This is a genomic window from Photobacterium alginatilyticum (assembly GCF_009910675.1).
GTDB lineage: Bacteria > Pseudomonadota > Gammaproteobacteria > Enterobacterales > Vibrionaceae > Photobacterium > Photobacterium alginatilyticum.
The window spans coordinates 43,670-58,039 of the sequence record NZ_RSEJ01000034.1; the positions used below are offsets into that span (position 1 = coordinate 43,670).

Annotated in this window: 13 protein-coding genes and 2 tRNA genes; 6 read left to right on the forward strand and 9 right to left on the reverse strand. The window is 50.3% G+C overall.

Translation table 11 applies throughout. The features are described 5' to 3' along the window. Window positions 1-21 precede the first annotated feature (21 nt). The gene (lpcA, locus tag EIZ48_RS24440) at window positions 22-603 is read right to left on the reverse strand and encodes a D-sedoheptulose 7-phosphate isomerase (RefSeq protein ID WP_075765016.1); all 582 of its coding nucleotides are present in this window, start codon (window positions 601-603) and stop codon (window positions 22-24) included. Window positions 604-673: 70 nt separating this feature from the next. Beyond that, window positions 674-2,392 carry a C4-dicarboxylic acid transporter DauA gene (gene dauA / locus EIZ48_RS24445; protein ID WP_160657531.1) on the reverse strand — a complete coding sequence of 573 codons (1,719 nt, stop codon included), beginning with the start codon at window positions 2,390-2,392 and terminating at the stop codon, window positions 674-676. 427 nt (window positions 2,393-2,819) lie between these two features. Here dauA and fadE point away from each other — a divergent pair, with 427 nt between their 5' ends. Beyond that, a complete protein-coding gene (gene fadE, locus EIZ48_RS24450; protein WP_160657533.1) occupies window positions 2,820-5,270 on the forward strand; it encodes an acyl-CoA dehydrogenase FadE in 2,451 nt (816 codons plus the stop codon). Window positions 5,271-5,386: 116 nt separating this feature from the next. Here fadE and EIZ48_RS24455 read toward each other — a convergent pair whose 3' ends face one another. Both EIZ48_RS24455 and dnaQ read right to left on the reverse strand, forming a co-directional pair. Beyond that, entirely contained in the window at window positions 5,387-6,628 is a 1,242-nt protein-coding gene (locus tag EIZ48_RS24455) for a TIGR03503 family protein (RefSeq protein ID WP_160657536.1), read from the reverse strand. Between the two features lie 7 nt (window positions 6,629-6,635). Then, window positions 6,636-7,367: a DNA polymerase III subunit epsilon gene (gene dnaQ, locus EIZ48_RS24460; RefSeq protein ID WP_160657538.1), complete on the reverse strand. Its 732-nt coding sequence runs from the start codon at window positions 7,365-7,367 to the stop codon at window positions 6,636-6,638. A 51-nt stretch (window positions 7,368-7,418) separates the two neighbouring features. Here dnaQ and rnhA point away from each other — a divergent pair, with 51 nt between their 5' ends. Beyond that, entirely contained in the window at window positions 7,419-7,880 is a 462-nt protein-coding gene (rnhA, locus tag EIZ48_RS24465) for a ribonuclease HI (RefSeq protein WP_160657540.1), read from the forward strand. A 24-nt stretch (window positions 7,881-7,904) separates the two neighbouring features. On the opposite strand, the gene EIZ48_RS24470 is transcribed toward rnhA, so the two are convergent. After that, on the reverse strand, window positions 7,905-8,651 hold the full coding sequence (locus EIZ48_RS24470) for a methyltransferase domain-containing protein (RefSeq protein ID WP_160657542.1): 747 nt from the start codon (window positions 8,649-8,651) through the stop codon (window positions 7,905-7,907). Between the two features lie 39 nt (window positions 8,652-8,690). On the opposite strand from EIZ48_RS24470, the gene gloB reads away from it, so the two are divergent. The 3 genes from gloB (at window position 8,691) to EIZ48_RS24485 (ending at window position 11,777) form a co-directional block, all read left to right on the forward strand. After that, window positions 8,691-9,449: a hydroxyacylglutathione hydrolase gene (gene gloB, locus EIZ48_RS24475; protein ID WP_160657543.1), complete on the forward strand. Its 759-nt coding sequence runs from the start codon at window positions 8,691-8,693 to the stop codon at window positions 9,447-9,449. A gap of 70 nt (window positions 9,450-9,519) precedes the next feature. Further along, window positions 9,520-11,091, forward strand: a complete 1,572-nt coding sequence (locus tag EIZ48_RS24480) for a lytic transglycosylase (RefSeq protein WP_160657545.1) — start codon at window positions 9,520-9,522, stop codon at window positions 11,089-11,091. Continuing rightward, window positions 11,088-11,777: a Yip1 family protein gene (locus EIZ48_RS24485; RefSeq protein WP_160657546.1), complete on the forward strand. Its 690-nt coding sequence runs from the start codon at window positions 11,088-11,090 to the stop codon at window positions 11,775-11,777. Before EIZ48_RS24480 ends, EIZ48_RS24485 begins: the two co-directional genes overlap by 4 nt. Here EIZ48_RS24485 and EIZ48_RS24490 read toward each other — a convergent pair. Together EIZ48_RS24490 and EIZ48_RS24495 are read right to left on the reverse strand one after the other, a co-directional pair. Beyond that, window positions 11,764-12,609, reverse strand: coding sequence for an endonuclease/exonuclease/phosphatase family protein (locus tag EIZ48_RS24490; RefSeq protein WP_160657549.1), 846 nt, complete (start codon window positions 12,607-12,609; stop codon window positions 11,764-11,766). The genes EIZ48_RS24485 and EIZ48_RS24490 overlap by 14 nt on opposite strands. Window positions 12,610-12,683: 74 nt before the next feature. Continuing rightward, a complete protein-coding gene (locus EIZ48_RS24495; RefSeq protein ID WP_075765037.1) occupies window positions 12,684-13,019 on the reverse strand; it encodes a DUF1904 domain-containing protein in 336 nt (111 codons plus the stop codon). A 332-nt stretch (window positions 13,020-13,351) separates the two neighbouring features. Between EIZ48_RS24495 and EIZ48_RS24500 the strand changes: the two genes are divergently transcribed. Further along, complete coding sequence (locus EIZ48_RS24500; RefSeq protein ID WP_160657550.1) at window positions 13,352-13,687, forward strand: hypothetical protein; 336 nt, start codon at window positions 13,352-13,354, stop codon at window positions 13,685-13,687. 311 nt (window positions 13,688-13,998) lie between these two features. Here the strand turns inward: EIZ48_RS24500 and EIZ48_RS24505 are convergent. Together EIZ48_RS24505 and EIZ48_RS24510 are read right to left on the reverse strand one after the other, a co-directional pair. Beyond that, window positions 13,999-14,075 (reverse strand) — tRNA-Trp (locus tag EIZ48_RS24505). Between the two features lie 40 nt (window positions 14,076-14,115). Continuing rightward, a tRNA-Asp gene (locus tag EIZ48_RS24510) sits at window positions 14,116-14,192 on the reverse strand. Between the last annotated feature and the right edge of the window lie 178 nt (window positions 14,193-14,370).

The following is a 14,370-nucleotide window of genomic DNA, read 5'->3' on the forward strand; positions in this document are numbered from 1 at the left end:
CATGTCTAACAATAACTGAAATTAGCTCGAAGCCATCTCTTTCTCAACCAGCATAATTAAAATGTGGATAATTTTAATATGCACTTCCTGAATTCGGTCAGCAAAACCGAAATGCGGCACACGGATCTCCACATCAGCCAGGCCAGCCATCTTGCCGCCGTCTTTACCGGTCAGGGCAATGGTTTTCATGCCTTTGGCCTTGGCGGCATCAATCGCTTTAAGAATATTGCCAGAATTGCCCGAGGTCGACAGACCAAACAGGACATCGCCCTTCGCACCGACAGCTTCCAGGTAGCGAGAGAACACATAGTCGTAGCCGAAATCATTGCTCACGCAAGAAAGGTGGCTAGGATCTGAAATCGCAATACCCGGGTAACCCGGACGGTTTTCACGGTAGCGTCCTGTCAGTTCCTCGGCAAAGTGCATCGCATCACAGTGTGAGCCACCGTTACCGCAAGACAGTACCTTGCCGCCCTGCTTAAAGGACTCGGCCAGTACTTTGGCAGCAGCTTCGATATCTGCAATGTTTTTTTCATCGCTTAAAAAGCGGTTCAATACTTCAGCAGCTTCATTGAGTTCTGCACGGATCAAATCTTGGTACATAGACTAATCTCGGGTTATTCATACAATATTATCGCCTAGCCGGAGCCCTCCGGCTAAGCACTTATACGCCTTAGCTTGCAGTGTACAAAGAAACGGTCGAAGGTGTCGACTCCTGAGACAGCACATTGTGACGGTTTATGGCCAAATGCTCACGTAATAGCTGCGCAGATGGGTAAAGCGAGATGTTATCGGCCATCAGCACGCCGGCCGTCATCAACTTTCTCTCGACATGATCTGCAACCCCGAGCAGATACACCGGATACTGACGGATTCTGTCCAGCGCATTTTCAAAGGCATGGATAGCCGTAATATCTATTGTCGTGACATCGCTGAAATCAAGCACCACGGCCCGGGTCTCCACTTGCGAATGATCAATAACATTGAATGCTTTTTCGCTAGCCGCAAAGAAAAGCGGGCCATTGATGTCATATACCACTACATCATCACCAAACTCCTGATGCTGGTGCTCCCCGTTTACTTCCGTCACACTGGTCAGCGTCGCGATACGCTGAATAAACAGCACTCCGGCCAGCAGCAGACCAACGACGACGGCAATAACCATGTCAAATACCACTGTCAGGGTAAAACAGGTCACCAGTACGGCAACATCACGGCGTGGGGCCACCTTCAGGGTATGAACAAAGTGCGGCGCTTCCGACATATTCCAGGCGACCATGATCAGCAAGCCTGCCAGAGCGCTCATCGGGATAAACGACAACATCGGCGCCAGTACTATCATCGCCGCCAGCACAAACAGCGCGTGGGTAATGGCCGACACCGGCGAAAACGCACCGGCTCGAATGTTGGTGGCAGTACGGGCGATGGCAGCCGTTGCCGGGATCCCGCCAAAAAATGGCACCACCATATTGGCCAGCCCCTGCCCCACCAACTCGGCGTTCGGATTATGCTTGCTGCCGGTCATGCCATCAGCTACCACCGCGCAAAGCAGCGATTCAATACAGCCGAGCATCGCAATGGTAAAAGCGGCCGGCAACAGCTCAACCACCAGCCCCCAGCCGAACTGGGCATCTTGCCACGGCATCACCAATTGCGGTAATACCTGCGGGATCCCCTGGCCAACCAAATCGCCGATTTGATAGTGGAACTTTTCACCGAGCAAACCAACATGCGAGCTGCCCCACTGGTTCATCAGCAAGGCCAACACCGTACCTGTCGCAAGAGCAACTACATGTGGAGGGATCCGGTTCTTAAGCTTGGCCCATAGAATAAATGTCGCAATCGTACCAAATCCGACCATCGCATCGGCATAGTTAATACTTGGCAGGGCACTCGTATACGCCATGACTTTCTCGGGAAAGTGCACCGGGTTACCTTCAACCGCCAGTCCGAGCAAATCCTTTAGCTGGAGAAAGGCAATAACCAGTCCAATTCCAGCGGTAAACCCTGTCGTTACAGGATACGGTACGTAGGCAACCAACTGGCCAAGGCGCAGTACCCCCATCAATAACAGGATCACTCCGGACATCAGGGTGGCCAGCATCAGGCCGGACAGGCCGTATTGCTGAGTAATCGGCAGCAAAATCACGACGAATGCGGCCGTCGGGCCAGTAATATTAAATCGCGAGCCACCAAACAAGGCCGCCAGCAAACCGGCAACAACCACCGTATACAAACCATGCTGTGGCGGAACACCAACGGCAATCGCCAGCGCCATCCCCAGCGGAATGGCCACAACACCCACAGTAATACCTGCAACAATATCGGCACGAAGCGTAGAGAAAGAATAACCTTTTCGCCACGCTTGTTTTAAAGCATGAAATAACAACACGACAAACCCCTGCACTTGCGTACAAAAGAAAATTTAAGAAAAGCTGTCATCCCGAGTGAGGGATCCGGCGGGCATGTGTCAGTCGGAGTTCGGGAAAGGCAACAAATGATGCCATGAGTCATCCACAGCCTAGATTGACACTGGTGTCAACTTGGTAAATAGCGTGAACGGCATCACAATACGGTCCATATTAATTGTATGACTTATTTTCGCAAGCACATTTTTCCAACTCGCTGATCTTGATCAAGCCCTTATGTAACAAGGGATGACAGGACATCTTTACATAACGCCATCCTTTCAGAACAGAAAATTATTTTACATTTCATTAAAGATCGCCTTACACTTATCACAAGTGGTAAGACCTCTTACCTTGCATAAAACGTACCCAATAATAATAAATCAACGCCCACCGATAAGGAGAATCATCATGGTTACACTTGTGTACCTACTAGGGCTAATTGGTATAACCGGTGTACTCGCCTACCACCGTGCCAACCTCAGAACCTTTACCGCTATGTTTGTGGCAGCACTGGCTGTAGGCTCGGTACTCGACATCGTCGGCCAGTACAGCTGGTTAGTTTTCCTGCTGATTGCAATACCATTAAACGTGATTTCATTACGCAAAAACCTATTGAGTAAACCCGCTCTCAAAGCGTTTAAAAGCGTTATGCCCGAGATGTCCCGTACCGAAAAGGAAGCCATTGATGCCGGTACCGTCTGGTGGGAAGCTGATCTGTTCCGCGGCGCACCTAACTGGAACAAACTGCATGATATTCCGGCCCCGCGCCTGAGCGCAGAAGAAAAAGCCTTTCTCGACGGCCCTGTCAATGAAGTCTGCCGAATGGTCAACGACTTCCAGGTAACACATGAACTGGCCGATCTGCCCCCCGAAGTCTGGCAGTACCTCAAGGATCATAAATTCTTCGCCATGATCATCAAAAAAGAATACGGCGGTCTGGAATTTTCAGCTTATGCCCAATCTCTGGTGCTACAAAAGCTGACTGGTGTCTCTGCCGTCCTTTCCTCGACCGTCGGCGTGCCGAACTCACTCGGCCCGGGTGAACTATTGCAGCACTACGGCACCAAAGCGCAAAAAGACCACTACCTGCCTCGTCTGGCAGAAGGTAAGGAAATTCCTTGTTTCGCCCTGACTAGCCCAGAAGCCGGCTCTGATGCAGGCTCAATTCCTGATTTTGGCATCGTCAAAAAAGGGATGTGGCAAGGTGAAGAAGTCTTGGGGATGGAACTGACCTGGAATAAGCGCTACATCACGTTGGCCCCAATCGCGACTGTGTTAGGTATGGCCTTTAAGCTGTTCGATCCCGATCACCTGCTGGGTAATGAGGAAGATCTCGGCATTACCTGCGCCTTGATCCCAACCGATATCGACGGGGTCCAAATTGGCCGTCGTCACTTCCCGTTAAACGTGCCATTCCAGAATGGTCCGACTCAGGGTGACAAAGTCTTCGTGCCCATCAGTTTTATCATCGGTGGCCAGGAAATGGCCGGTCAGGGATGGCGTATGCTGGTTGAATGCTTGTCTGTCGGCCGTGGTATCACTTTGCCATCGAACTCCACAGGCGGCCTGAAAACCGCAGCCATGGCAACCGGTGCCTATGCCCGTATTCGCCGCCAGTTCAAGTTACCGATCGGTAAAATGGAAGGTATTGAAGAACCATTGGCCCGTATAGCAGGCAATGCCTACGTCCTGGACTCAGCCAGTAACCTGACGGTCTCCGGTATTGATTTAGGCGAGAAACCTTCGGTCATCTCAGCCATCGTCAAATACCACTGTACCCACCGCAGCCAGCGTAGTGTTATTGATGCCATGGACGTAGTCGGTGGTAAGGGGATCTCCATGGGGCCAAGCAACTTCCTGGCACGTGGCTATCAGGGCGCGCCTATTGCGATTACCGTGGAAGGCGCAAACATCCTCACCCGCTCAATGATAATCTTCGGCCAAGGGGCAATACGCTGTCACCCTTATGTGCTGGAAGAGATGGATGCGGCTTACAATGATGATGCAGAAAAAGCACTGAATGGTTTTGATAGTGCCCTGTTCGGCCACGTTGGCTTTGTGATCAGCAACATGGTCCGTTCATTCTGGTTCGGCCTGACTGACGGCAGGGGGTCCTCGGCACCACGCAAGGATGCCACGGCCCGTTACTACCAGCAACTGAATCGCTACAGTGCCAACCTTGCCCTGCTCGCCGATATTTCAATGGCAGTGCTCGGCGGTTCGCTGAAGCGCAAAGAGCGCCTGTCTGCCCGTTTGGGTGACGTACTCAGTCAGCTCTACCTCTCGTCAGCAACCCTCAAGCGTTATGCGGACGACGGCTGCAAGCAAGATGACCTGCCACTGGTTCACTGGGGCTTGCAGGACTCGCTATACCAGGCTCAGGAAGCACTGGATGAGTTCCTGCGTAATTTCCCGAACCGTCCGATTGCCGCGATCATGCGCACCATGATCTTCCCTCTTGGGCTGGGGCGTGTAAAACCGACGGACAAGTTGGATCATAAAGTTGCCCGTATTATTCAGACACCGAGTGAAACCCGTAACCGTATCGGTCGCGGTCAGTTCCTGGAAGCATGCGAGAACAATGCGGTTGGTATGATTGAAGAGACACTGAAAGATATTTTGGCCGCCGAGCCAATCTATGATCGTGTCTGTCAGGCTGCCGGCAAGAAGTTCCCGTTCATGCAGCTGGATAATGTGGCGACGGTTGGCCTGGAGCTTAATGCTATCAACGAGAGTGAAGCCGAGCTGTTGCGCCGAGCTGAAGAAGGTCGCTTACGCACGATCAATGTCGATGATTTTGAACCCGAAGAACTGGCAGCCAAACCCTACCAGCCATCGGAAAAAGACATTGCAGCCTGATAACACTTAGATTACTCAAGCTAACAAAAAGGGAAGCCACAGTGGCTTCCCTTTCTTTTTGAGCTAATCACCAAGCAAGCTGGATGCCTTGACTTACCCTATGTTGTTTACTGCTATCAGGACGCCGGAACAACCAGTGAATCTTCTTCCAGCACTTTCTTCATTTTGCGCTTGCGCCATAGGAAGGCAATCACAACCACCAGCACCACTACCAGTACGTTGGCACCCAGGATAATTTTCATCACCTTGGAGCGCTCAGCCTGCTTCTCCGCTTCAATTCGCAGCATCTCTTCCCGTTTGGCTTTGGCTTCCTGCTGGGCCCTGAACTCTTCCAGGTTACGATCCAGCTGCAGCTCGGCCATCACCGCAAAATGATTTTCCGGTAGCTTGAAGATCAGCTCCCGGTTATTGAAGTTATCAGTCGCATATAACCAGCCATACCAGCCATAACGACCCGGCGCCTCGCCATTGGGCAGGCGTACCTTCAATCCGTCTTCGTCAGACAGGGCATGTTGCTGGCTGATGGTCTCATCGCCGTCAGGGTTTATCTGCACAATGTGGGCAGCAAGGGAGCCGGGCAGTAATGCTCCCTCTTCCGTTTCTACCACGACCTGGTGGGGCTCACTGCGTCCGCGTCCCTGAATAAAGCTCGCCCGCAGTGGCGGCGGATACACGAGTACCTCCTGCTCGACGGTACGCAGGAAAACGCCATTGCCCGAGGTGATCCTGACCCGATACTTGCCTGGCTGGACAGTCACGGGCAGGGCGACCGTAAAGACACCGTCTCCCGGTACCTCATCAAAGGACAGTCCGTCATCGGCAAACTCGCCCAGGACGATTGGGCTCGGCTGTGCTTCTTTCGGAAGGTTATCGGCATCTTCAATGTATTCGTAAAAAACGACTGACATCTTTACCCGATCAAGAAAATCGCGCATGGTCAGCAGCTTTTCCTCCTGGGTCAGGCGGGCGGTAAACTTAATTGTCTCGGACTGATAGAGCCGCGAAGGCAGATCCTCCACCGTCAGTTGGAGGTTGGACAAGACAACGATCCGGTTCTTCGGGGTGACCTTGCCGACGGCCTGCCAGGGGCCCGGCATCGGGTTTTCGATAGAAATGATGTCCATCCCAGGCTCGTCATACCAAGCAACATTCTTCGGATGACGAAAGGAATAGTATTTCTTGCCATCAGGACGCACCAGGACAATCGCCCGGCTGTTGTCTCCCCGCTTGACGACAAACGAGACCTGTTCGACCGTCGGATCAACACGGAAACGGTTATCCAGCCACGACATAGCCGTACTGTCTTTTGCCCAAGACAGTACCGGTATCAGCATCACTAGCAATAATAACCGCCGCATAGCACCTCTATTGACGCCACAGCGAGACGTCACCTTTTTTCTCGATAAGATCCAAGCGCGATTCATGCGCTTGTATTTCATCGGCCGATGCCTTGATGATCTTTAATGATTTTCTTCCTGATGCCAGACGGCGGATGGCACTTTCTGTACCAGTGTCACTTTCTTCGCTGCCGGCGCTGAGTGCCAGCGATGTCTGGCCACCTGTCATCATCAGGTATACGTCAGCCAGGATCTCGGCATCGAGCAATGCCCCGTGGAGAGTACGGTGCGAGTTATCTATACCGTATCGCGAACACAGTACATCAAGGTTGTTTCTTTTTCCCGGGAACAGCCGCTTGGCCATCTCCAGGGTATCGGTGACCTTGCAAAAGTCCTCGGTCTTGCCGATTGACGAACCCATTTTCCTGAATTCGTAATCCATGAAGCCGATATCGAAGGGCGCGTTGTGAGCCACCAGCTCTGCCCCACGGATAAACTCCATAAACTCTTCATGGATTTCCCGGTATGTCGGCTTATCAAGCAAGAACTCATCGGTAATACCGTGAACATCAACCGCTTCCGCATCGATCTCCCGATCCGGTTTGATATAGACATGGAAACTATTACCCGTCAGCTTACGGTTGATAATTTCAACTGCACCGATCTCGATAATACAGTGGCCTTCATAGTGAGGGCCGGTCATATTCATACCGGTTGTTTCGGTATCGAATACGATAATACGTTCGTTAGTAGCTTTCATAGTAGCGATTGTGTCAGACTAAAGTTTTTCCTAAAGCGAATACTACCAAATATGTCCAAGCAGGTAGAAATTTTCACCGATGGTTCTTGCCTCGGCAACCCGGGGCCAGGTGGTTATGGTACCGTCATGCGTTACAAGCAGCACGAAAAAGAGCTCAGTGGCGGCTTTTACCTGACAACAAATAACAGAATGGAACTGCTGGCAGCCATTATCGGCCTGTCAAGCCTCAAAGAGTCCTGCCAGGTTGATCTCACCACCGACAGTCAATATGTCCGCCAGGGGATCACCCAGTGGATCCATAACTGGAAGAAACGCGGCTGGAAGACTGCCGATAAAAAACCGGTTAAAAATGCCGATCTCTGGCAGCGTCTTGATACAGAAACACAGCGCCATCAAGTATCGTGGCACTGGGTAAAAGGCCACGCTGGCCATCCGGAGAATGAACGCTGTGACGATTTGGCCCGTGCTGCCGCCGAGTCCCCGACCCAGGATGATACCGGCTACAAGGCGTAACGACTTCAACTCGCTGCAACAATGTTACGCCCCTTTTATTTTCTGGCTTACCTTGGTCCGGCAGTTGAGTCCCAGCGGCGTTAGCTGACGCCGCAACTTCCAGGTTGGTTTTATCGGCTTGAGGGGGACCGTCCGCTTACGGGCGACAATCAAGTACATGCTGCCAACCGACGAACACGTTTCAGACAACACGCTTTCTGCCCAGGCCGAGCAGGCCTGATGCTTTGTCGCCGGCAGTACCGCAAAATTCTCGTGAAAGACCACCTCGTAATTCAGTACTCCCAGCCAGTCTTTCACCCGCATCGGCATAAACATCCGCCCTTTCCACGGAAAGCGCTTGCGATTCCAAGGCAGCAAACCCCGCATACCGAGAATACTTACCGGGTTATAGCCGCTTAACAGGATATAGCCGTCATCCACCATCACCCGGTCGATCTCCCGCAGCAAGCGGTGGGGGTCTGAACAATAATCTAATTGATGGGTGATCACACAGGCATCAAACGACTTTTCCACAAAAGGCAGGGAAAAGTGGTCGGCTATGACCGTATGCAGCGGATTGAACTTATCAATGCAAATCTGATGCTGGATGTTACAATGGCCACTGGCGAGCTCACAACTTAGCCCACCAAGCTTTAACATATGATAGCCGAATAGCTTTGGCCACCATTCATCAAGCTGGGCCTGGAGCAGCTCCGCCGCCCATTCGCCATTGACGACTTGTGACCAGGTATGTGGTGATTCAATATCTGTTAACGTGCGGGCTGGCTTCATAAGTTATTGCTCAACACCTAAAGGCTGGAGACAAATTACATGCTTACAGTAAAAAGCATACCTGCATTTAATGACAATTACATCTGGCTTATTCACAGTCCGGACAAACGTTGCGTCGTCGTTGATCCTGGTGATGCAACGCCAGTAATCAAGGTGTTACAAGAAGAAGAGCTCACTCTTGATGCCATTCTGGTCACTCATCACCATCATGACCATATTGGCGGGATCAGCGAGCTCAAGCGCGCGTTTCCTCATGTCAATATAGTTGCCCCTTCTGCCGAGCCCATTCCCGGCGTCTCGCAGTCTGTCGACGATGGCGACCAAGTAGAAATATTCGGCGAACGCTTTATGGTACTGAGCGTTCCCGGACACACCGCAGGCCATGTTGCCTATGTCGGGGACGAAAAGCTGTTTTGTGGCGATACCCTGTTCTCCGGTGGTTGTGGCCGCTTGTTCGAGGGTACTCCGGCTCAAATGTACAGCTCGCTACAGAAAATTGCAGCGCTACCAGACGAAACTGAAGTCTACTGCGCCCATGAATATACAAGCAGTAATATTGCCTTTGCCTTAGTCGCCGAACAGGACAACCCTCACCTGCAACGTTACCGCGAAGATGTCAGCCGACTGCGGGCACAGGGTATCAGCACGATCCCGTCGACATTACGACAAGAAAAATTAATAAATCCGTTTTTACGCTGTGATCAAGCCAGTATCAAAAAATCCGTTGCAGATAAGGCATTTGACGACAGTGATCTGGAGACCTTCGCTGCACTGCGTCGTTGGAAAGACGAATTTTGACCTGGGTCACTTGTCTCCAAGGTAGTTGGCCAAGTATCATCTCCAACTATTTTGGCTTTAGGCAGGTTCCATGAAATCCCGATTTTTTTTAGCGAGCGCGCTATTACTGGCTGGTTGCCAAATTACGAATACGACAAATACAGTAGAAGAACAAACGAATACAACCAATAAGAACGAAGAAGCCTCTGTACAAGTGCCAGCGGCTTCTGCACAGGAAGAAACAACCAAGCCTGTCGCCATTGAAAAGGTCATCGTAGCAACGCCTCAGGACCAAGACGATGTATGGAAGCGCATTACCATGCAGCTGACCGCCGATATTCCTGAAAACAAACGCGTCAAATACTACCGTAACTGGTACCTGCGCTATCCGGGCCATCTTAAAACCGTTGCCGGGCGCGCCGAACCCTTTCTATATTACATCACCGAAGAAATCGAAAAACGTAACCTACCACTGGAACTCGCCCTGCTTCCTATTGTTGAAAGCTCTTTTGATCAGTTTGCCTACTCCCACGGCAGAGCAGCAGGTCTATGGCAAATTATTCCAGATACCGGTCGTCGTTTCGGATTAGAGCAAAACTGGTGGTATGACGGTCGCCGCGATGTTGTCGAATCGACCCAGGCAGCATTGGACTTGCTGGAGTACCTGAACCGAAAGTTTGATGGCGACTGGCTTCATGCCCTCGCAGCTTACAACACCGGTGAAGGACGTGTATTCCGGGCAATTCGCAAGAATAAGGCTGCCGGCAAACCGACTGACTTCTGGTCACTGGATCTTCCGAAAGAAACCAGCGGTTATGTACCTAAGCTTTTGGCTGTTGCCGACGTGATCAAAAACCAAAAGAAATACGGTATAACCATCCCGGCGATTCCTAATGAACCTGCGGTTGAGCTCGTCAAGCCGGATACCCAGATGGATCTAGCCATGGCCGCCAGCTATGCCGGCATGAAGCTCAAAGATCTGCAAAACCTCAACCCTGCCTACAACCACTGGGCGACCTCACCGGATGGCCCTAACCACCTACTCTTGCCAATCGACAAAGTTGACCACTTCAATAGCCAGTTTGCCAGTAATGGCCGCCAGGGAATGAAAGTGGTTCGCTACAAAGTGAAATCTGGCGATACATTGAGTGTACTTGCACAGAAACATAAGACCACTACCAAACAGATCCAGCGGGCTAACAATATGTCCGGCAGCAATATTCGTGTTGGCCGCCATATTCTGATCCCAGTCGCGATGCAAGATGGCGAGAGTATATCGGCTCAGCTTGCCGCCCGAACCCAGAAAAGCCATGGCAGCGGCTATCGTACAACCTACGTAGTGAAGTCTGGCGACAGTCTGTGGACTATTGCCCGCAGTGAGAAAGTCTCTATTGACCAAATCACCAAGTGGAATGGCCTAAGCAAGAATAAGCCGCTACGTATCGGACAGAAGCTGACCCTTTGGAAGAACAGTGCAACGGGTGGCGTCATCCGTACTGTCTACTACAAGGTCCGCTCCGGTGATAACCTCAGCGCCATAGCCCAGCGGTACAAAGTCAAAGTTTCAGACCTTGTAAAATGGAATCAGATTAGCGGCCAGAAGTATCTAAAACCCGGCCAAAAATTAAAACTCTATGTTGATGTAACTAAGGTCAGTGTATGACACCGTCTAAAAACCCATTCATTGCGGTATTCGATGCATTCCGCTCCCCAATTGACTGCTTTGCGGCCGTATACGATCGTCCTAGATGGGCCTTTCTGCCCTACCTGATCGTTATCTTGGGACCCATTTTCTTCTGGAGCAGCTATTTCAGCAATGTGGACATGGCCTGGCTACAGCAGGAGCTAATGGTTCAGTTTACAAATCTGAACCAGCAGATGGAGCCGTCATTGCTGACCCAAGAAGCTTTGCATGCTAGCGAAGTCGTCGCTGATATTGCCGGACGCACGTTATGTATATTTGTTCTGGCACTTTGGCTGCACCTAGCCACCAAGAGTAATCAGTACAAGCACAGCTATGGCAAATGGCTGGCCGCATCATGCTTTATCATGCTACCAACTCTGATCGGCGATTTTGCCAGCTACACCAACATCATGTTCAACAGCAACAATATCATGCCGAATGCAGCCGATCTCAATAGCTTGAACGGCCTGATAAAATTGCCGATGAGCAATCCATGGGCGTCTTTTGCGGCAACAATCCCGCTACTGGCACCGTGGTATATCACACTGACTTATGCTGTTGTGACAGCATGGACTGACTTTGATCGGGCCAAATCAATTGTCGTCGCCATTCTTCCGTGGCTGCTCGCACTGATTATTTGGCCAATCATGATCATTGCAGTCTGAAGCTGGCAATAATGGGATTATGATCTGAGGCATCGGTTTTCGGTGCCTCTGCACTGACAAGCTGGAGATCGCGGTAATACAAATGATCCAGCGGCTTGCCAAACACCTTGATCCGCTGATCTTCTCTCAAATGGACATCACGAAGCCCCAGACTTTCGGCAAACGTATTAACAACATCGATCCGAGCCTGGCGCCAGGTGTTAAAGTCACCGGCCAAAATAATTGGCCCGGAATGAACAGCCAATACCGTCCGCAGGCTATCGAGCTGCTCCTGATATTCATCAAGCCCTACCGCAAAGTTCACACCATGCAAATTCACAACGATCAGTGTATTGCCGTCTGAAAGCGCAAACTCAGACAATAGCGCTGATTTGGGCAACCGGAGCCAAGGCTCCATCGTCAGGTAGGCACAGGTACTTTTGGCGTTGACGCTCGATAAGTTCATCACTCCCGCCGGCGTATTCATAAACTTAAACGCATTAGCCATCCGCACTTTCCAGTTGCTGTCATCCAGGTAATCACGTAAGTCGGTATTCAAGCTTGCTTCCTGTAACAGGACCAATTCACTATCTAGTGAAAATGACTCCAGGGCTGAGCGCCAGTTTTCTTTTTGTTGCTTATAGATGTTCCATACCGACACAGTAAACTCACCGTCGGTGTCCAAAGGATGTGCGATAGCATTTTCAATACAGCGGTAGGAAAACTGCGGAGCCAGTACATTCGCGCTGACTTCTGGCGTGTCGGCAACATCAAATGACCAATTAAAAGCACTGACACCTAATACTCCGGCTACTACACCAAGCCCTGCCGCTACTTTTGCATACCGCGTCATTTACATCCCCTTTTTTGAAACGAAACCAGCCCTGACAACAGAGCTGCCATTGAAAACCTAGAAAAGATAGTTAATCAGTAATGTTTGCCGTTATCGTAATAAGCCGTTGGAGTCAGCGCGGTAAAAATAACAGCAACATCTTGCTCTGGCTCTTCCAGAGCATTACGGACAGCTTCTGTGATATGTTGCGCGACCTGATCCTGGATCTCTTGGCCACGGTCGAACCAAAGCACCTCAACGAATGGATACGCAAACGACACCTCACCATCAAAAATGAAGGTTGTCGAAATATGCTCTAGAGTGAAATCTTCGCGAGGACAGGCCATCAAAGGCTGGAGATCATCTACCAATGCCGTCGACAGTGACTTTACGGTATCAAATTCTACATCACGGAAACGAAGATGCGGCATACTTACTCCCAAATCGCTCACTGCAAAAGCCAACAAGATACCATTGAATTCGTGCGCTGCGCACCAATTTCTGCACTCTTGATGACAATTAACGCCAATATATAAGAGTCAATTTTAGCAGCTCTGACGCTAATCGGTTGAAGGTAAAATAGAATAACCCACTTGAACCAAGATCACATTTCTAGGATTTAAACGTCAACTATTCTCGATTCCACTAAGCAAGAACCCGCTAGAGCATAGTCAGAAAAACAAGCTTGCTGCTGAAATAATTGGCTACCGGCTACATATTTGATACCCTTCCACACAAATAAAACACCATTCAATTGCTATTTATGAAAAAGATCATTTTAATCACAGCCTTAGCATTTTCAGTACCTAGCTGGGCATTCAGTCAGGGTAATCATGAGGCAAGAATCGCATCACTCGAGCAGCAGGTCCGGTTGCTCTCCAAGCAAATTAAATATCTAGAGAGACAGATTGCACTTCAGGATGATGTCAATGAAAGCGGCGACCACATGTACCAATGCAAGATCCGCGTCTTTGGCGAGCAGTATACAGGCCGTTCAGCCAACAGAGGAAGCGCTGTCACCAAAGCTGTCGATGCATGTACTGATGCCCAGGAAGACATGTTCTGTCGCCCTGATAGTGTTCAGTGTCAGAAATATTAATATCGCTTTCTGTATACAGACAGCTGTGAAGCCTCATCGATAGTGAAGCTTTGTATATGAGCCAGAATTCCGAGGGATTATACCAATCTGGATAAGTAGTTGTTCAGATTTACTCTAATTACAAAATTCATAACGCAGTTAAAAGTGATTTTAACCAGCAAGAATGATCAAATGCTTATGTAGATTGGTATTAGATAGGACTTGCCAGCAAGTGAGCTGGCGAACCAAGGGGACGCCTAGTTATCCCAACATTACTTCGCAGAAGCAACAGACGAAAAAAAGCCCCAGTCTTTCGACTGAGGCTTCATATATGGCAGGGGTGGAGAGATTCGAACTCCCAACACGCGGATTTGGAATCCGCTGCTCTGCCAATTGGAGCTACACCCCTGTAGTTTGTTTCGTTTTTAATGAGTCGACACTCAAATAAGTGGCGGAGCGGACGGGACTCGAACCCGCGACCCCCGGCGTGACAGGCCGGTATTCTAACCAACTGAACTACCGCTCCACACTATTCTGTGTGCCAAACAAAGTCTTACTTTTAAATGCTTTGTTTAGAATATCTTGTGTTATGCGATGTAGGTTTTGAACTGAGAAGCGCAGTGTGCGTTAGCACATGAGCATCGCAAGTATCAAAAGATGCAAGCAATAACCAAGATAGGCAAATAAAGCCTGGCGATGTCCTA